The sequence below is a fragment of the Geodermatophilus sp. SYSU D01119 genome (assembly GCF_054049975.1).
Window position 1 is genome coordinate 1 of the sequence record NZ_JBJGYL010000013.1, and the last position, 18,124, is coordinate 18,124.

The 18,124-nt window shown below is 76.6% G+C and carries 17 protein-coding genes; 6 read left to right on the forward strand and 11 right to left on the reverse strand.

The genetic code is table 11. The features are described from left to right. Nucleotides 1-89: 89 nt before the first annotated feature. Complete coding sequence (locus ACI79X_RS12035; RefSeq protein WP_457025634.1) at nt 90-632, reverse strand: bacterial proteasome activator family protein; 543 nt, start codon at nt 630-632, stop codon at nt 90-92. A gap of 89 nt (nt 633-721) precedes the next feature. On the opposite strand from ACI79X_RS12035, the gene ACI79X_RS12040 reads away from it, so the two are divergent. Then, entirely contained in the window at nt 722-1,945 is a 1,224-nt protein-coding gene (locus tag ACI79X_RS12040; protein WP_457025635.1) for a cysteine desulfurase-like protein, read from the forward strand. Here ACI79X_RS12040 and ACI79X_RS12045 read toward each other — a convergent pair. Continuing rightward, a complete protein-coding gene (locus ACI79X_RS12045; protein WP_457025636.1) occupies nt 1,942-2,934 on the reverse strand; it encodes an NAD(P)H-quinone oxidoreductase in 993 nt (330 codons plus the stop codon). The two genes, ACI79X_RS12040 and ACI79X_RS12045, sit on opposite strands and share 4 nt — an antisense overlap. Continuing rightward, entirely contained in the window at nt 2,879-3,649 is a 771-nt protein-coding gene (locus ACI79X_RS12050) for an NAD(P)-dependent oxidoreductase (RefSeq protein ID WP_457025637.1), read from the reverse strand. Before ACI79X_RS12050 ends, ACI79X_RS12045 begins: the two co-directional genes overlap by 56 nt. A gap of 154 nt (nt 3,650-3,803) precedes the next feature. Between ACI79X_RS12050 and ACI79X_RS12055 the strand changes: the two genes are divergently transcribed. Both ACI79X_RS12055 and ACI79X_RS12060 read left to right on the forward strand, forming a co-directional pair. Next, nucleotides 3,804-4,808, forward strand: a complete 1,005-nt coding sequence (locus ACI79X_RS12055) for an AraC family transcriptional regulator (protein ID WP_457025638.1) — start codon at nt 3,804-3,806, stop codon at nt 4,806-4,808. 63 nt (nt 4,809-4,871) lie between these two features. Then, nucleotides 4,872-5,564 (forward strand): hypothetical protein, encoded by a 693-nt coding sequence (locus ACI79X_RS12060; protein WP_457025639.1) that lies wholly within the window; start codon nt 4,872-4,874, stop codon nt 5,562-5,564. Between the two features lie 57 nt (nt 5,565-5,621). On the opposite strand, the gene ACI79X_RS12065 is transcribed toward ACI79X_RS12060, so the two are convergent. The 3 genes from ACI79X_RS12065 to folP all read right to left on the reverse strand — a co-directional run bounded on the left by ACI79X_RS12065 (nt 5,622) and on the right by folP (nt 8,711). Further along, nucleotides 5,622-7,220, reverse strand: a complete 1,599-nt coding sequence (locus tag ACI79X_RS12065; RefSeq protein ID WP_457025640.1) for an AMP-binding protein — start codon at nt 7,218-7,220, stop codon at nt 5,622-5,624. Nucleotides 7,221-7,300: 80 nt separating this feature from the next. Then, the gene (locus ACI79X_RS12070) at nt 7,301-7,735 is read right to left on the reverse strand and encodes a PaaI family thioesterase (protein WP_457025641.1); all 435 of its coding nucleotides are present in this window, start codon (nt 7,733-7,735) and stop codon (nt 7,301-7,303) included. Nucleotides 7,736-7,850: 115 nt separating this feature from the next. Then, nucleotides 7,851-8,711, reverse strand: a complete 861-nt coding sequence (folP, locus tag ACI79X_RS12075; protein WP_457025642.1) for a dihydropteroate synthase — start codon at nt 8,709-8,711, stop codon at nt 7,851-7,853. A gap of 75 nt (nt 8,712-8,786) precedes the next feature. Here folP and ACI79X_RS12080 point away from each other — a divergent pair, with 75 nt between their 5' ends. Continuing rightward, nucleotides 8,787-9,248: a MaoC family dehydratase gene (locus ACI79X_RS12080; protein ID WP_457025643.1), complete on the forward strand. Its 462-nt coding sequence runs from the start codon at nt 8,787-8,789 to the stop codon at nt 9,246-9,248. A 49-nt stretch (nt 9,249-9,297) separates the two neighbouring features. On the opposite strand, the gene ACI79X_RS12085 is transcribed toward ACI79X_RS12080, so the two are convergent. Together ACI79X_RS12085 and ACI79X_RS12090 are read right to left on the reverse strand one after the other, a co-directional pair. Then, complete coding sequence (locus tag ACI79X_RS12085) at nt 9,298-10,554, reverse strand: serine hydrolase domain-containing protein (RefSeq protein WP_457025644.1); 1,257 nt, start codon at nt 10,552-10,554, stop codon at nt 9,298-9,300. A gap of 145 nt (nt 10,555-10,699) precedes the next feature. Further along, nucleotides 10,700-11,197, reverse strand: a complete 498-nt coding sequence (locus ACI79X_RS12090; protein ID WP_457025645.1) for an HU family DNA-binding protein — start codon at nt 11,195-11,197, stop codon at nt 10,700-10,702. Nucleotides 11,198-11,208: 11 nt separating this feature from the next. On the opposite strand from ACI79X_RS12090, the gene ACI79X_RS12095 reads away from it, so the two are divergent. Continuing rightward, on the forward strand, nt 11,209-12,132 hold the full coding sequence (locus tag ACI79X_RS12095) for an aldo/keto reductase (protein WP_457025646.1): 924 nt from the start codon (nt 11,209-11,211) through the stop codon (nt 12,130-12,132). On the opposite strand, the gene ACI79X_RS12100 is transcribed toward ACI79X_RS12095, so the two are convergent. Then, nucleotides 12,113-13,234 carry an EAL domain-containing protein gene (locus ACI79X_RS12100; protein ID WP_457025647.1) on the reverse strand — a complete coding sequence of 374 codons (1,122 nt, stop codon included), beginning with the start codon at nt 13,232-13,234 and terminating at the stop codon, nt 12,113-12,115. The genes ACI79X_RS12095 and ACI79X_RS12100 overlap by 20 nt on opposite strands. Nucleotides 13,235-13,401: 167 nt before the next feature. On the opposite strand from ACI79X_RS12100, the gene ACI79X_RS12105 reads away from it, so the two are divergent. After that, nucleotides 13,402-16,146, forward strand: coding sequence for a SpoIIE family protein phosphatase (locus tag ACI79X_RS12105; protein ID WP_457025648.1), 2,745 nt, complete (start codon nt 13,402-13,404; stop codon nt 16,144-16,146). Here the strand turns inward: ACI79X_RS12105 and ACI79X_RS12110 are convergent. Together ACI79X_RS12110 and ACI79X_RS12115 are read right to left on the reverse strand one after the other, a co-directional pair. Continuing rightward, nucleotides 16,125-17,348 carry a saccharopine dehydrogenase family protein gene (locus ACI79X_RS12110; RefSeq protein WP_457025649.1) on the reverse strand — a complete coding sequence of 408 codons (1,224 nt, stop codon included), beginning with the start codon at nt 17,346-17,348 and terminating at the stop codon, nt 16,125-16,127. The two genes, ACI79X_RS12105 and ACI79X_RS12110, sit on opposite strands and share 22 nt — an antisense overlap. Before the next feature lie 27 nt (nt 17,349-17,375). Continuing rightward, a complete protein-coding gene (locus ACI79X_RS12115) occupies nt 17,376-18,107 on the reverse strand; it encodes a trimeric intracellular cation channel family protein (RefSeq protein ID WP_457025650.1) in 732 nt (243 codons plus the stop codon). Nucleotides 18,108-18,124 lie beyond the last annotated feature (17 nt).

The following is an 18,124-nucleotide window of genomic DNA, read 5'->3' on the forward strand; positions in this document are numbered from 1 at the left end:
CCCCCACCCCCCACCCCCCCCCCCGCCCCCCCCCCCCCCCCCCCCCCCCCCCCCCCCCCCCCCCCCCCCCCCCCCGGGGCCGCCGTCGTCTACAGGTACTGGCCGCCGCCGGGGCGGGGTTCCGCCGCGCTCGGGCCACCGGGCAGCGCCCGCCCCCGCCGGATCTCCTCCAGCTGCGCGCGGGCGGCCATCTGCTGGGCGAACAGCGCCGTCTGGATGCCCTGGAAGACGCCCTCGAGCCAGCCGACCAGCTGGGCCTGGGCGATGCGCAGCTCGGCGTCGGACGGCGTCGAGCTGTCGCTGAACGGCGAGGTGATCCGCCGCAGCTCCTCGGAGAGCTCGGGGGCCAGGCCCTGCTCGAGCTCGCGGATCGAGGAGGCGTGGATGTCGCGCAGCCGGGCGCGGCTGGCGTCGTCGAGGGGCGCGGCCCGCACCTCCTCGAGCAGCTGCTTGATCATCGTGCCGATCCGCATGACCTTGGCCGGCTGCTCCACCATGTCGCCGAGGCCGGGCTGCCCGTCGCCGTCCTCCTGGCCCGCCGCGGGCACCGGCATCGCGCCCACCGGCCGGCCGTCGGGGCCGACGACCAGCACCTGCTGCGGACGTTCGCTGCCGTTCCCGGGTGCCGTCATGCCCTCCATCCTGCCCCGCGCGGTCGAGCGCCGAACGCGGGCCGGTGCGGCGGCGCGGGCGGGTGGGGAGGGCAACTAGGGTCGCCCGCATGCACCCGGGGGAACACAGGCTGGACGTCGCGCGCGTCCGCGGCCAGTTCCCGGGGCTCTCCGACGGCTTCGTGCACACCGACGCGCCCGCCGGCACGCTGATGCCGGAGAGCGTCGTGCACGCGGTCTCCTCGGCGATGCGCGTGCCGGTGGCCAACCGCGGCGGGGTGTTCCCCTCCTCGGCGCGCACCGAGAGCCTGGTGGCCAGCGCCCGGGCGGCCGTGGCCGACCTCGTCGGCGGCCTGTCCACCGGCGTCGTGCTGGGCCCCAACACCACGACGCTGACCTACGCCTTCGCCCGCGCCCTGTCGCGCACCTGGCGCTACGGCGACGAGGTGGTGGTCAGCCGCCTCGACCACGACGCGAACATCCGGCCCTGGGTGACGATGGCCGAGCGCGCCGGCGCGGTGGTGCGCTGGGCCGAGGTGGACATCGAGACCGGCGAGCTGCCCGCCTGGCAGTACGACGAGCTGATCACCCCGCGCACCCGGCTGGTGGCGGTCACCGCGGCGAGCAACGCGATCGGCACCCGGCCCGACGTCGCCGCGATCGCCGCGCGAGCGCACGCGGTGGGCGCGCTGGTCTACGTCGACGCCGTGCAGGCCGCGCCGCACGTCTACCTGGACAAGACGGCGCTCGGCGCGGACTTCGTCGCCGTCTCCGCGTACACGTGGTGCGGCCCGCACGTGGGCGCCGTGGTGGCCGACCCGGCGCTGCTGGCCGAGCTCGACCCCGACCGGCTGCTGCCCACCCCCGACCGGGTGCCCGACCGGCTGGAGAGCGGCACGCCGCCCTTCGAGCTGTACGCCGGGGTGACCGCCGCCGTCGACCACCTGGCCGGCCTGTGCGAGGACGCCACCGGCAGCCGCCGCGACCGGCTGCACACCTCGATGACCGCCGTCGCGGCCTACGAGGGCAGCCTGTTCGAGTGGCTGGACCAGGCGCTGCGGGCCATGCGGCACGTGCAGGTGGTCGGCTTCCCCGAGCACACGACGCCGACGCTGTCGTTCACCGTCCCCGGCATGCGCCCGCGGCAGGTGGCCGCCGAGCTGTCCCGCCGCGGGATCTGCGCCTGGGACGGCGACTTCTACGCCCGCGAGCTGTTCGACGCGCTCGGCGTCAACGAGCTCGGCGGCGCCGTCCGCCTCGGCCTCGCGCACTACAACACCGCCGAGGAGGTCGGCTACGTGATCGACTCGGTGGCGGCGCTGCGCGCGCTCTAGGCGTCGGGGAGCAGCAGCACCTTCCCGACGTGCTCGCTGGCCTCCACCACGCGGTGCGCCTCGGCCGCGCGGGACATCGGCAGCCGCCGGTCCACGATCGGCCGCACCACGCCCCGCTCGACGTCGGGCCAGACCTCGGCGCGCACCGCCGCGACGATCGCGTCCTTGCCGCCGGGGCCGGTGCTCGGGCGGGAGCGCAGCGCCGTCGCGGCCACCGACGCCCGCTTGGCCAGCAGCTTCCCGAGGTCGAGCTCCGCCCTCGTCCCGCCCTGCATGCCGATGACCACCAGCCGCCCGCCGACGGCGAGGGCGTCGACGTTGCGGGCCAGGTACTTGGCGCCCATGTTGTCCAGGACGACGTCGGCACCCGCCCCGCCGGTGACCTCGCGGACCCGCTCGACGAAGTCCTCCTCGCGGTAGTCGATCGTCACCTCGGCGCCGAGCTCCCGGCAGGCGGCCCGCTTGGCCTCCGTGCCGGCGGTGGTGAGCACCCGCGCCCCGGCGCGGGCGGCGAGCTGGATGGCCATCGTGCCGATGCCGCTGGACCCGCCGTGGACGAGGAACGTCTCCCCGCGCCGCAGGCCCGCGAGCTGGAAGACGTTGGACCACACGGTGCAGGTGACCTCCGGCAGCGCGGCCGCGGTGGCCAGCTCGACGCCGGCCGGGCGGGGGAGCAGCTGCACGGCCGGGACGGCGACCCGCTCGGCGTAGCCGCCACCGGCCAGCAGCGCGCACACCTCGTCGCCCACCGACCAGCCGGTGACGCCCTCGCCGACCTCGCTGACGACGCCGCTGCACTCCAGGCCCAGGATCTCGCTGGCGCCCCGCGGCGGCGGGTAGTTGCCGGCCCGCTGGAGGAGGTCGGCCCGGTTGACCGCCGTCGCGGCCACGTCGACCACCACCTCGCCCGGGCCGGCCACCGGGTCGGGCACCTCACCCCAGCCGAGCACCTCGGGTCCGCCGGGTCCGCTCGTGGTCACCGCTCGCATGCCCCGACCCTAGGAGGGGCGCCCGGCCGGGGTCTCCCGCGGCGGGCGCCGAGGCACCGGACACGGCCAGGCAGCGCCCGCCCGGGTCCCCGGGGCCGGTCGCGAGGTCGGCCAGCACCCCGCCCACCGCCCGGCGCGAGACGTGCATGCCCTCGACGTCACCGGCCGCCGACGTCGCGGCCGGCTCGTCCCCGTCGGTCAGGTACACCGGCTGGACGATCGTCCAGTCCAGGCCGCTGTCGCGGACGATCCGCTCCTGCCGCTCGTGGTCGGCGATCTGCGGGCGCAGCAGCAGCGCGAACACCAGCTTCGACGACAGGGGCAGCCGGTGCCGCGTCTCGCCCACGCCGTAGGAGGACTGCACCACCAGCCGCGGCACGCCGTGCTCGCGCATGGCGGCGACCAGCGCGGCCGTCCCGCGGGACCGCACGTCCATCGGCGTCCCCCGGCTGCCGCGCAGCCGCACCGCGAGCGGGTGCTCGCTGATCCCCAGCGCCACCACCACGGCGTCCTGCCCCCGGACCGCGCGGGCGACGTCGGCCGGCCGCGTCGCGTCGCCGTCCACCGTCCGCACCGCCGCGTCTCCCGCGGCGCCCCCCGGGAAGGCGGCCCCCGCCCGCCGCGCGAACGCCGTCACCTCGTGTCCCCGCGCGGTCAGCGCCTCGACCGCGGCCCGTCCCGATCCACCCGTCGCACCCACCACCAGCACGCGCACGTCCCTGCTCCTCCCGGTCCCGCCGGCCGCCCCGGCCGGTCGTGATCGAGGCTGGCCGACCGCGCCGCGCCGGCCCATGACCGCGCGTCCGGCGTCCGTGCCCGTTCGTCCGGCGACCCTGGACGCCCGGTACGGGACGCAGCAGGCTGGCGCCGTGGACGGGAGCGGAGACGTCGGGGTCCGGGGAGGCACGCCGGTCGGGGTCCCCACCGGGGCGGACCCGGGCCGGCCGTGGACGCCGGTCGACCCGGTCGGCGACCTGCTGGCCGACCTGCGCATCCACGGCACCTTCTACTGCCGGTCGGAGGCGACGGCGCCCTGGGGCGTGGAGATGCCCGCCTTCCCCGGGTGCATGGCCTTCCACGTCGTCACCCGGGGCACCGTCGTGCTCGAGGTCGGCGGCGAGCAGCTGACCCTCGGCGTCGGCGACCTGGCCCTGGTCCCGCACGGCCGCGGGCACCTGCTGCGCAGCGCGGCCGGGGCGCCGGTCGCCGGGCGGGCCGACCTGCTGCCGCAGCAGCAGGTGGGCGAGCACTACTCCGTCCTGCGGCTCGACGGCGGCGGAGCCGCGGCCGGGATGGTGTGCGGCGTCGTCGAGCCCGCCCGGCCCGGCGCGGCCCACCTGCTCGACCTGCTGCCGCCGGTCCTGGTGGTCGACGGCCGCGACCCCCGCCGCAGCGGGTGGCTGCCGCTGCTGCTGCAGGTGATCTCCGACGAGGCCGCCGAGGACCGCCCGGGCGCGGAGGCGGTGATCACCCGGCTGGCCGACGTCGTCGTGCTGCAGGCCGTCCGGACGTGGCTGGACACCGCGGCCACCGGCCCCGGGTGGCTGCGCGCGCTGCGCGACCCGCAGGTCGGCCAGGCCGTGGCGCTGCTGCACCGCGAGCCCGGGGCGGCGTGGACGCTGACCCGGCTGGCGCGGGAGGCCCGGATGTCGCGCTCGTCGTTCGCGGCCCGGTTCACCGAGCTCGCCGGGGAGCCGGTCATGCGCTACCTGGCGCGCTGGCGGATGCACCTGGCCACGGTGGCGCTGGCCGAGGGCGCGCAGGTGGGGGAGCTGGCCGGGCGCCTGGGCTACGAGTCGGAGGCGGCCTTCTCCCGCGCCTACAAGCGCATCGTCGGCGTCCCGCCGACCATGGCCGGGCAGTCGGCGCGGTAGCCGCCGGGCCGCTCCAAGCGGCCCGCAAGCACCCTGCATGAGCCGGGCGGCACCGTCCCGGTCATGACGACGACGCTGCCGCCGACCCGGACCGCCGCCACCTCCCGCGGTGCGGTCACCGAGCTGACCGACCACGCGCTCCTGCACCGAGCCCTGCGCTCGGGCCTGCGGCTGGCCGGCCGCGCGGTCACCGGGGTGGCGCTCGACGACCCGTGCGACCCGGCCCGGCAGCGCGAGCTGGTGCGCTGGACGGCGGGCGTGCTGGTCGAGGTCCGGGCGCACGCCGCGCTGCGCCGGGAGCTCGAGGCCGCGGTGTCCCGGGCGGTGCTCCCCGGCGCCCCCGGCGGCGCCGACACGGCCTCGGACGCCGCGCTCGACGCCTCGCTCGCTCGCGCCCGCCGGGCGCTGCTGGTCTTCGCCCGCGACGCCAGCGCCGGCGCCCCGCACCTCGCCGTCGCGCTGACCGAGCTCACCGCCCTGGTCGACGACCGGCTCGAGGCCGAGGAGGCGGGCGTCCTGCCCCTGGTCGACGCGCACGTCCCCGCGGCCGAGCGCGACCGGGCCGTGCGGACCGCCCGGCGCCTGCTCCCCACCGGCCAGGACGCGTTCACGCTGCCCTGGCTGCTGGACGCCTGCCACCCCGCCGAGCGCGTGACGGTGCTGCGGACGGCGTCCCGGTCGGCCCGGCTGGTGCTGCGGTTCGCCGGCGCGCGGCACGGACGCACCCGCGACGCGGTGCTGGGCCTCCCGTGGTGACCTGCCGGGACGACGGGAGGCCGGCTCCCCCGGAGGGGAACCGGCCTCCCGCTGGTCTCAGGCCCGGGCCTTGAGGTCCTTGCGCAGGATCTTGCCGGCCGCGGACTTCGGCACCTGCTCGATGAACTCGACCGCGCGGATCTTCTTGTGCGGGGCGAGCCGCTCGGCGGCGTAGTCCATGACCTCCTGCTCGGAGATCTCCGCGCCGGGCGCCCGGACGACGAATGCCTTGGGCAGCTCCTCGCCGCTCTCCTCGTCCTTGACGCCGATGACCGCGGCGTCGGCGATGGCCGGGTTGTTGATGAGCACGGCCTCGAGCTCGGCCGGGGCCACCTGGTAGCCCTTGTACTTGATCAGCTCCTTGACCCGGTCGACGACCGTGTAGCAGCCGTTCTCGTCGACGACCGCGACGTCGCCGGTGTGCAGCCAGCCCTCGGCGTCGAGGGTGTCGGCGGTCGCCGTCGGGTTGTTCAGGTAGCCCTTCATCACCTGCGGCCCGCGCACCCACAGCTCGCCGCGCTCGCCGGGGGCGGCGTCCTGGCCGGTCGAGGGGTCGACGAGCCGGCACTCGGTGTTCGGCAGCGCGAGGCCGACCGAGCCCTTGGGCACGGAGGTGACGCCCTCGGGCAGCCGGTTGGCGTCGGGCGTGGTGTGCGAGACCGGCGACAGCTCGGTCATGCCGTAGCCCTGGGCGACGACGACGCCGTCGGCCGCGCCCTTGCGCAGCCGGTCCTGGGCGGCCTGGGCCAGCGCCTCGTCCAGCGGGGCCGCGCCGGAGGTGATGCTGCGCAGCGAGGAGAGGTCGAACTGGTCGACCATCGGGTGCTTGGCCAGCGCGAGCACGATGGGCGGCGCCACGAACGCGCGGGTGATCCTCTGGTCCTGGATCGTGCGCAGGAACTGCTCGAGGTCGAAGCGCGGCAGGGTGACCACGGTGCCGCCCCACTGCAGGCCCTGGTTCATGAGCACGGTCAGCCCGTAGATGTGGAAGAACGGCAGGACGGCGATGATCCGCTCGTCGCCCTCGACCAGCTCCACCAGCGGGCGGGACTGGCTCACGTTGGCCACCAGGTTGCGGTGGGTGAGCATGACGCCCTTGGGCAGTCCGGTGGTGCCGCTGGAGTAGGGCAGCGTGACCAGGTCGTTCGCGGGGTCGATGTCGACCTCGACCGAGGGGGCGTCGCTGGTGATCAGGTCGAGCAGCGACGCGTGGCCCTCGGCGCCGTCCATGACGATGACCTCGTCGACCGGCGTCTGCTCGGTGGCCTCCAGCGCGCGGTCGAGGAACGGCGAGACGGTGACGAGCACCTTCGCGCCGGAGTCCTTGAGCTGGTAGGCCACCTCGTGGGCGGTGTAGAGCGAGTTGATCGGGCTCATCACCAGGCCGGCGCGGGCGATGCCGTGGAAGACCACCGGGTACCACATCGTGTTGGGGCACAGGACGGCGACGACGTCGCCCTTGCGCAGCCCGCGGGCGGCGAGCGCGGCGGCGACCCGGTCGACGTAGGTGGCCAGCTGCCCGTGGCTGATCGAGTCGCCGGTCAGGCCGTCGACGAGCGCGGGCGCGTCGGGTCGCGAGGCCCCGCCGGCGAGGACGAACTCGGGGACCGACTGGTCGGGGATCTCGACGTCGGGGTAACGACTGGCCAGAGCCACGGTGCTCCTCCTCGGGGGTGCGGCAGTGGCGCCAGTCTCACACCCCGGGTGTGTCGCGCGACACGCGGGTTACCGGCCGGTCACCTCGCCGGTTGTCGCGGCCAGAGCACCGACTGGGTGCACCGGAACAGCGCCAGCGTCTTCCCTGCGCCGGAGCTGACGACGGCGTCCCACACCTGCGTCGTGCGGCCGGCGTGCGCGTTGGTGGCCACCGTGCGCACCCGCCCCTCGCGGACCGTGCCGAGGAAGTTGCTCTTGAGCTCGATGGTGGTGAACCCGGCGGAGCCCTCCGGCAGCAGCGCCCGGGTGGCCAGGCCGCAGGCGGTGTCGGCGAGCGCGACGACGGTGGCCGCGTGCAGGTAGCCGTTGGGCGCGAGCAGGTCGGGCCGGACGTCGAGCGCCGCCTCCAGCCGGCCGGGCTCGTGCGCGGTGACGGTCAGCCCGAGCAGGCCCGGCAGCGTTCCCGGCAGCAGCGCGTTGAGCTCGTCGGCGGTGTGGAACCCGGTGGCGGCCATGGCGGCGACGCTAGCGCCGCACGATCAGGCGGCCTGGTCGTGCGGCGTCCTGGCTCAGCGCCGACGGTGAGCCAGGACGCGTTCCGGTGAGCCCGGCTGATCGTGCGGGGACCGGTCAGGCCAGGCCGCGGGTGGTGCGCGCGGGCGGGCGGTCGCCGCGGATCGACGCCACCATGTCCAGCGTCTGCCGGGTCGCCGCGACGTCGTGGGCGCGGAACACCCGTGCGCCCAGCCACGCGCTCACCGCCGTCGCCGCCAGGGTGCCGGTGAGCCGCTCCTCCAGCGGGACGTCGAGGGTCTCCCCGACGAAGTCCTTGTTCGACAGGGCCACCAGCACCGGCCAGCCGGTGGCCGCCAGCTCGTCCAGCCGCCGGGTGGCCTCCAGCGAGTGCCGGGTGTTCTTGCCGAAGTCGTGCCCCGGGTCGACCAGGACCCGCTCGCGGTCCACGCCCGCGGCCACCGCGGCCTCGGCGAGCGCCGTCGTCCGCGCGACGACGTCGGCCACCACGTCGTCGTAGCGCACGCGGTGCGGGCGGGTGCGCGGCGGCAGGCCGCCGGCGTGGGTGCACACGATGCCGGCGCCGGCCTCCGCCGCCACCTCGGCCAGCTCCGGCTCCACCCCGCCCCAGGCGTCGTTCACGATGTCGGCGCCCGCGGCGAGCACCTCGCGGGCCACCTCGGCGCGCCACGTGTCGATGGAGATGGGCAGCGTCGGGTGGGCGGCGCGGATCGCGGCCACCAGGTCGGCGGTGCGGCGGATCTCCTCGGCGGCGTCGACCTCCTCGCCGGGGGCCGCCTTCACCCCGCCGACGTCGACCATGTCCGCGCCCTCGGCCACCACCCGGTCCACCCGCTCCACGGCGGCGGCCAGCTCGTAGGTGGCGCCGCGGTCGTAGAAGGAGTCGGGCGTGCGGTTCACGATGGCCATCACCACCAGACCGCCGTCGGGCACGTCCAGCCGGCCCAGTCGCAGCACCCGTGGCCTCCGTCCCCGTGAGCGGTGTGGTGGAGTCAGCCAACCAGACCCCCAGCGGACACAGGAGGACAGGCGATGGCGCAGACCACCGTGGACGGCGTCGAGGGCGTGCAGTCGCTCGTCGGGCAGCACCTCGGCTACAGCGACTGGGTCGAGGTCACCCAGGAGCAGGTGCAGCAGTTCGCCGACGCGACCGGCGACCACCAGTGGATCCACGTCGACGTGGAGCGTGCGACGAAGGAGAGCCCGTTCGGCGGGCCGATCGCGCACGGCTACCTGACGCTGTCGCTCATCCCGTCGCTGCTGCCGCAGATCGTCGAGATCAGCGGCTTCCGCATGGGCGTCAACTACGGCACCGAGAAGGTGCGCTTCCCCTCGCCGGTGCCGGTGGGCAGCCGGGTGCGCGCGGGCGCCACGCTCGCGTCGGCGACGCCCTTCGAGGGCGGCATCGCCATGAACATGGACGTCACCGTGGAGATCGAGGGCGGCAGCAAGCCGGCGATGGTGGCCACCGTCGTCTACCGCCGCTACCTCTGATCCGGGCACGTCCGCGGACGTGCCCGGGGCACGTCCGCGGACGTGGCCGTCAGGCGACGATCGCCTGGTTGACCAGCGCCCGCAGGTAGGCGCGGATCGGCAGCGTGCTCGACGGCAGCAGCTGCGTGTAGAAGGTGACGACGACGTCCTCGACCGGGTCGACGTAGAAAGCCGTCGACGCCGCCCCGCCCCAGCTGTAGTCGCCGGCGCTCGCCACACCGCCGTAGCGCGCCGGGTCCAGCACCATCGAGAAGCCCAGGCCGAAGCCCACCCCGCGCAGCGGCGTCTCGGCGAACAGCGGGCGGCCGAAGGTCTCCAGGTCGGCGTTGCCGGGCAGGTGGTTGCGCACCATGTGGGCGAGCGTGCGCGGGCCGAGCAGCCGGCCGCCGTCGTAGGAGCCGCCGCGGCGCAGCATCTCGCAGAAGCGCAGGTAGTCCGCCGCCGTGGAGACCAGCCCGCCGCCGCCGGACAGGAACGTCGGCTTCCGGTGCGCCGCCTCGCCCATCGCGTCGATCGGCGCGAACGACGTCGGGGCGCCGGCCGGCTGCCCGGGGACGGCGGCGTAGAGGCGGGCCAGGGAGTCGACGTCGTCGCCCTCGCGCAGGCCGAAGGACGTGTCGGTCATCCCCAGCGGCCCGAAGACCCGCTCCTGGAAGAAGACGTCGAGCGTCTGGCCGGAGACGACCTCCACCAGCCGGCCGAGGACGTCGGTGGACACGCCGTAGTTCCACTCCGAGCCCGGCTGGAAGACCAGCGGCACCGACGCCCACTGCCGGCAGGCCTCGGCGGAGTCGACGCCGGGCGGGGTGCCCCACTCGTGGCCCATCGCCCGGTACATCGCGTCGACGGGGTGGGCGTGGTGGAAGCCGTAGGTCAGCCCGGACATGTGGGTGAGCAGGTGCCAGATCCGGATCGGCTCCACCTGCGGCTGGGTGACCGGCTTCTGCGCCGACCCGGCCACGTACACGCGGGTCTCGGCGAACTCCGGCAGCCAGCGGGCGATCGGCTCGGTGAGCTCGAAGGCGCCCTCCTCGTACAGCATCATCGCCGCGACCGAGGTGACCGGCTTGGTCATCGAGAAGATCCGCCAGCGGGTGCCCTCCTCGACGGGCCGGCCGTTCTCGACGTCGCGCGAGCCGTACCGGCCCACGTGCGCCAGCCGGCCGTGCCGGGACACCGTCACGAGGAAGCCGGGCAGCTGGCCGCCGTCGACCCAGCGGGCCAGCCGCCGGTCGAGGCGCTCGAGCCGGGCGCCGTCGAGGCCGACCTCCGCGGGGTCGGTGTCCAGGGTCAGTCCGCTGCTCACGCGTGCCTCCGTCCCGCTGCCGTCCCCGTCGGGCGGCGCCTGCCTGCGCATCCTGACCCACCCGGCGTGGGCGGGGTCACAGGGGGGCAGGCGCCACCCCGGGCGGGCGGCCGGTCAGACCGGCGCGGCGCCGGGGCCCGGCGGATCAGACCGGGACGTTGGAGGCGGCCTTCTTCAGGTTCGAGCCGGCGGTGACCTTCACCGTGTTGGCGGCGGGGATCTCGATGGACTCGCCGGTCTGCGGGTTGCGGCCGGTGCGCGCGGAGCGCTGGGTCCGCTCGACGGTCAGCAGCCCGGAGACGGCGACCTTCTCGCCGCGGGTGATCGCCTCGACGAGCTCCTCCTGGAGGCCGGACAGGACGGCGTCGACGGTCGCGCTGGGGACGTCGGCGCGCTTGGAGATGGCGGTGACGAGTTCGGCCTTGTTCACAGATGTTCCTCTCGGACGTCGCGGCCGCGCGGTCTCGGCGGCCGCAGGATGGGGTCCCGGGCGGGCGCCCGGGACGGACCGTTCCCCCTGCGGGGTCCGGCCCGGGGCACCGTGACACGCCGACCGGGCATCTGGCCAGTCCACGGGCCTGGTCACGACCCTACGGACCCGCGGGTCCCACCCGTCCCGGGGGCCGGGGCGCGGCCGCGACATAGCGTGGGGCCGTGCCGCAGCTCCCCGGGACCGACCTGACCGTCAGCGACCTCTGCCTGGGCGGCAACGTCTTCGGCTGGACGGCCGACGAGGCGACGTCGCACGCGGTGCTCGACCGCTTCGTCGACGCCGTCCCCAGCACGCAGAGCCCGTTCGTCGACACCGCGGAGATGTACGGCGACGGCCGCTCCGAGCAGATCCTCGGCGGCTGGATGGCCGAGCGCGGGCTGCGCGACCGCGTGGTGGTGGCCACCAAGGCCTCGCCGGGGCAGAAGGAGCACCCGCTGTCGGCCCGCGAGGTCAAGGCGGCCGCCGAGCGGAGCCTGCGCAACCTGCGGACCGACCGCATCGACCTCTACTACGCCCACTACGACGACGGGACGACGCCGCTCGAGGAGACGCTCACCGCCTTCGACGAGCTGGTGCACGAGGGCAAGGTGCGCCACGTCGCGGCGTCGAACTACTCGCCGGCGCGGCTGACCGAGGCGCTGGAGACCTCCGAGCGGCTCGGGCTCACCCGCTACGTGGCGCTGCAGCCGCACTACAACCTGGTCGAGCGGCCGGCCTACGAGGACGGGCTGCGCGACGTCGTCGCGGCCCACGGCCTCGGCTGCCTGCCCTACTTCGCGCTGGCCAAGGGCTTCCTGACCGGCAAGTACCGCGCCGGCGAGCGGGTCGACTCGCCGCGCGCGCAGGGCGCGCAGGCCTACGTGGGGGAGCGGGGGGACCGGGTGCTCGCGGCCCTGGCCGAGGTGGCCTCCGCGCGCGGCGTCAGCCAGGCCGCGGTGGCGCTGCGCTGGCTCGCCGACCAACCGACCGTCACCGCGCCGATCGCCAGCGGCCGCGACGTCGACCAGCTCGCCGACCTGCTGCCCATGCAGGACCTCGTGCTCGCCGACGACGAGCGTGCCGCGCTCACCGCGGCCAGCGAGTAGCCCCCACCTGGCGGACGGCGGCGGCCGAGGCCAGGTCCTCCACCCGTAGCAGGCCGAGGACCGCGCCGTCGGGCCCGGTGCACACCACCGGGTCGAAGCGGTGCGCCGCCGGCCGGGTGAGCGCGCGCTGCAGCGTGGCGACGACGGCGTCGCCCGGGGCCGCGCACAGCGACACGGGCGCGGTGTGCACCGAGGCGGTGCGCGGGTCGGCCAGCCGCAGGGCCAGCGGCTGGCCCTCGGGCGCCACGAGCACCACGGGCGGCACGCCCGGCAGCGGGTCGGTCGCGTCCACCTGGCGGACCGGGCGCACCAGGCCGGCCACGGTGTGCGCGGAGCGGGCGCGGGCGGTGCTGCTGCGCACCAGCGCGGCGACGTCGGGGTCCAGCGGGGCGAACCCCGGCGCCGGGCGGCCGAGCAGCCAGCCCTGGGCGAGCGGGACGCCGAGCCGGGCGAACGCGGCGAGCTCGCCGCGGGTCTCGATGCCCTCGGCGACGAGCAGGGCGTCGATGCGGGCGGTGAAGGCGCCCACGGTCTCGGCCAGCGCCAGGCGCACCGGGTCGGCGTCGGCGCCGCTGACCAGGGAGCGGTCGAGCTTGACCAGCTGCGGGCGCAGCGCCGCGAGCTGGCGCAGCCCCGACCAGCCCGAGCCGGTGTCGTCGAGGGCGACCACCGCGCCGCGGGCGCGCAACGCGGCCACCTGCACCCGCAGCGCCCCGAGGTCGGGCACCGGCACGTGCTCGGTCAGCTCGACGACGACGCCGCGCAGGTCCGGCCGGGTCGCCAGCGCCGCCTGGACCGGCGCCGAACCGAGCACGTGCGGGCCGACGTTGACGGTGAGGAAGGTGTCGGCCGGCAGCGCGGGCACGGCGCCGAGCGCCTTCAGCAGGGCCAGCGCGTGCAGCTCGGCGGCCACGCCGGAGTCCTCCGCGGCGGCGAACCAGACGTCGGGCCCCGCGGTGCCGGGGAAGCGGGCCAGCGCCTCGTACCCCGCGACGCGGGCGCGGACGAGGTCGACGATGGGCTGGAAGACGAGCGTCAGGTCGTCCGGGTCGGCCAGCAGCGGACGGCAGTCCGGCGGCCGGCGGGTGAGCATCGCCGTCATGCACGAGGGGATCGGCGTCCGGCGGGGAGCGGTGCAGTCCGGCGGCCGGGCGGCTCACCCGGCAGGGTGACACTTCCGTCACCGGACGGTTCCGTCTGTTCAAGAGGTGCCCCGTGGCACCATGGTCGGGCGCGGCCGCCGGGGCCGGGTGCGCTCGAGGAGGAACCGTGACCGTTCCTCCGTCGTCGACCGCTGCCGGGGCCCTGCGCGACGCCCACCGCGTCGCTGCCGCGCGCCGCCTCTTCCTCGAGGTGCCCGGGCCGGCCGCCTACGACCGCCTGTCGGCGCTGGCCGCGCGGCTGCTCGCGGCCGGCCACGCCAAGGTCACGCTGTTCACCGACCAGGACACCGTCGTCGGCGGGCACGGCCTGCCCCCGGGTGTCGTCGGCGGGCGCGCGCTGCTGACCGGCGCCCTGTCGGCGCGGGTCGTCGCCGACGGCCGGCCGCTGGTGGTGCCCGACGCCCGCCTCGACCCGGCGCTGGCGGACCTGCCGGCCGTGACCTCCGGGCAGGTGGTCGCCTACCTCGGCACCCCGCTGGTCGCCGCCTCCGGGCTGGTCGTGGGCGTCCTCGCCGTCTACGACCCCGCGCCGCGTCCGTGGCACGCCGACGACGGGGAGCTGCTCGAGCACCTCGCCGCCTCGGTGGTCGCCGAGCTCGAGCTCTCCGCCGCCCACTCGGCCATCGGTGCCTCACGGACCCGGCTGGAGGTCGCGCTCGAGGCCAGTTCGGTGGGCATCTGGGAGCACGACCTGCGCACCGGCGTCCTGCACTGGGACGAGCGCGGCGCGGCCGTGCACGGCCTCGAGGGCCCGCTGGAGATCACCGACGTCGACGCGATGATCTCCACGATCCTGCACCCGGACGACCGGGACGTCGTGCGCCGGGCGATGGCCGACGCCCTGGCCGGCACCGGGGAGTACGTGTCGGAGGCCAGGGTCCTGCACGCCGACGGCAGCACCCGGTGGACGGTGTCCCGCGGCCGCGTCGTCCGCGACGCCCAGGGCAGCGCCGTCCGCGTGCTCGGCACCGTCGTCGACGTCACCGACGCCCGCGAGGAGGCCGCGCGCCGGCTGGCCGCGACGCAGCGGGCCGCGGCCGTGGCCGAGGTCGCCGCCCAGCTGGCCAGCGCGACCGCGCTGTCGGAGCTGGCCGAGATCACCCTGCGCGGCGCGCGCGTCCTCGGCGCCTCCTCCAGTGCGCTGGCCGCCTTCGACGGTGACGGCGCGCTGCGGCTGTACCTGGCGCGCGGGCTCGCCGACACCGTGGCCGCGGCCGCGGCCGAGGCCGACGTCGCGCCGCCGGAGGACCTCGTCGTCGACCTCGACGACACCCTGCCCACCCAGTACACCGCCCGGCACGGCGAGCGGTTCCTCTTCCCCGACCTCGACGACGCCGTCGCCCGCTTCCCCGCCATGGCCCAGGTGGGCGCGGCGCTCGGCCTGCAGGCGCTGGCCTCGCTGCCGCTGCGGGTCGAGGGGCGCCTGCTCGGCAGCTTCGTCGTCATCTGGGACACCGCGCACGCCTTCGACGACGACGACGCCGAGCTGCTCGACGCGCTGACCGCCCAGATCGCGCTGAGCGTCTCCCGGCTGCGCGCCGACGCCGAGCGCGCGGCCGCGGTGGCGGCCATGGCCGAGGCCAACCGCCGGCTGCAGCTGCTCGCCGACGCCGGGCGGGTCCTGTCGGGCACCCTGGACACCGCCGAGCAGCTCGACCGGCTGGCCGGCCTGGTGGTGCCGGCGCTCGGCGACTGGTGCTGGATCGTCGTCACCGACGAGCACCGGCGGCTGCACGACGCCGCCGTCGCCCACCGCAGCCCCGAGCGGCGCGCCGACGTCGCCGCCTACGTCCGGGCCATGGCCCACGCCATGACCAGCGAGCACGCCGCGCAGGTGGTGCTGCGCACCGGCCGGCCGCTGGTGGTGCCCGAGATCGACGCCGACCGCATCACCGCGGTCCTGGCCGACCCGGCGGCGCGCGAGGCCCTGACCCGGCTGGAGCCCCGGTCGGCCGCCGTCGTGCCGCTGCTCGCGCGCGGGGAGGTCGTGGGCGCGCTCGGCCTGGCCAACGACGCCGGGCGCGGCCCGCACACGCCTGCCGAGGTGGAGGCCGCCGTGGAGATCGGCCGCCGCGTGGGCCTGTCCCTGCAGGCGGCGCGGCTGTTCACCCAGCAGCGCGACCTCGCCGAGGCGCTGCAGCACAGCCTGCTCACCGAGCCGCCCCGGCTGGAGGGCTGCGAGGTCGTCGTCCGGTACGTCCCCGCGTCCGAGGGCGCCGACATCGGCGGCGACTGGTACGACGCCTTCCCCGGCGGCGAGGGGGAGACGGTGCTCGCCATCGGCGACGTCGTCGGGCACGACCGTCACGCCGCCGCCGCGATGGGGCAGCTGCGCGGGCTGCTGCGCGGCATCGCCTACGCCGACGCGGCGCCGCCCGCCGAGCTGCTCACCCGGCTGGACCGCGCCGCCTCCGGTCTGGCCGTCGGTGCCATGGCGACCGCGCTGCTGGCCCGGCTCTCGCGGCCCGGCCCCGACGGCGCGGTGCTGCGCTGGTCGAGCGCCGGGCACCCGCCGCCGGTCGTCCTCGACCCCGGCGGGGACGTGCGCGTGCTCGCCGCCGGGCCCGCCGACCTGCTGCTCGGCGTCGACCCGGGGCGGCGTCGCACCGACCACGTCGCCGTGTTGCCGGCCGGCAGCACCGTGCTGCTGCACACCGACGGGCTGGTCGAGCGCCGCGACCGCGACCTCGAGGCCGGCACCGACGACCTGGTGGACGCGCTGCGCGGCTGCGCCGGGGCGCCGCTGGACGACCTGTGCGACGTCGTCCTGCGGCGGATGTTCCTCCCCGGCGCCGAGGACGACGTCGCCCTCCTGGCCGTGCGGGTCGGTCAGGCCTCGACCACGTCGTAGGTGTGGCCGGCGGCGCGCAGCCGCTCGACCAGCACGTGCCCCAGCGCCGTCGATGGGGTGAGCGAGCCCGCGCGGTCGGGCAGCCGGTCGCCGTCGAGGGCCAGGCCCAGCGCAACCTGGCCGAGCATCACCGACGTCGCCTTGTAGCCCGGGTCGCCGGGGCCGGCCGCCGTCGCGCGGTAGTGCCGCCCGCCCTCGGTGTCGGCGTCGACGACCATCCGGAAGAAGCCCTTCTCCCGGGCCGCCTCCGACGGGCCGGTGCCGGGCGCGGGCAGCACCCGGTCGACCAGGGCCCGCGTCGGCCCGAACGCCATCGCGCCCAGCGCCGCCGCCAGGCCGGTGGTGATGCCCGCGGCGGTGAGGGCGCCGGTGAGGCCGCGGCCGGCGCTCATCGACTCGCCGTACCGCAGGCCCCGGCCGTACGCCCAGTCCTGCAGCGCGTTGCTGCGCCGCACGATCCGGGTGTTGAACGGCGCCATGACGAACGGCGCGGTCCAGCGGCCGTCGGCGGCGAGCGCCGGCGGGGCGGCGTCCGGGGGCTGGCGGGTGCCGGGCTCGGCGGCCCGGTCGGGGGAGAGCGCGTACGGGTCGCCGATCACCCGGCGCAGCGAGCGGTCGGTGGCCATCTGCTCGACCTGCGCGCGCATCGAGTCGACGGTGCCGCCGCTGAAGCCACCCCTGAGGCTCGCGACCAGCCGGACGTCGGTGAGCCCGCCGGCGCCGTCGGCCCGGGCCCGCTCGGCCAGCAGGAACACCGACAGGTCCGACGGGATGGAGTCGTAGCCGGCCGCGTGCACGAGCCGGGCGCCGGTCTCCCTCGCGACGGCGTCGCAGCGGTCGATCGCCTCGCGGACGAACAGCACCTCGCCGGTGAGGTCGGCGTAGTGGGTGCCGGCGCGGGCGCACGCCTCGACCACGGGCAGGCCGTAGCGCTGGTAGGGGCCGATGGTGGTGACCAGCACCCGCGTGGCCCCCGCCAGGCGCTCCAGCGACGCCGCGTCGCCGGTGTCGGCCTCCAGCAGCGGCCAGTGCTGCGCCGCGCCCGGCAGGTCCGCCGCGGTCGCCGCCAGCCGCTCCCGCGACCGGCCCGCCAGCGCCACCCGCAGGTCGGGCGGGGCGGCCTCGGCGAGGTAGGCGGCGACCAGCCGGCCCACGTAGCCGGTGGCACCGAAGAGGACGACGTCGTGCTCGCGGTCGGGCATGCCGGTCATCCTGCGGGCGGCCCCGGCTCAGCGCATCCGACGGCGGAGGACCCGGCGGCGGCTCCCGGGCTGCCGGGACCGGTCCCGCGCGGCCAGCCGGCTGCGGGCGCGACCCGGGAGGTCGACGGCGACCGGCGCCGCCCAGCCGCGCCACACCGACAGCACCCGCAGCGCCGCGACGAAGGCGATGACCAGCAGCGCCACGGGGATCGGGTCGAGGCCGGCCGGCCCGGCCAGCAGCGTGAGCAGGGTCGCCCCGAGCAGCGCCGCGACGGCGTTGTACGGGCCCGGCTGCACGATGTCGGCCCGCTGGGCGAGCAGCATGTCGCGGATCACCGCCCCGCCCACGGCGGTGAGCGTGCCGATGAAGACGACCGAGGCGCTGGGCAGGCCGGCCAGCTGCGCCTTCTGCGCGCCGATGACGGTGAACAGGCCGAGGCTGAGCGCGTCGAGCACCACGAGCAGCGCGGTCAGCCGCGACAGCCAGCCGGAGAAGTAGAAGGTGACCATCGCGGTGATCGCGACCGCGGGCAGGTAGGCGCGGTTGGTCAGCGCCACCGGTGCCCCCTGCGCCAGCAGCACGTCGCGGATGAGCCCGCCGCCGAGGCCGCCGGTGACGGCCAGCAGCAGCACGCCGGAGATGGCGAAGCCCTCCCGGGCGGCGAGCAGCCCGCCGGTGAGCGCCCCGACGACGATCGCGGCGAGGTCGACGGCGGCCGGCACGCGCAAGGTCTCGACGGTCGCCGCCAGTGTGCTCACGGCCGAGGATTCTCCCG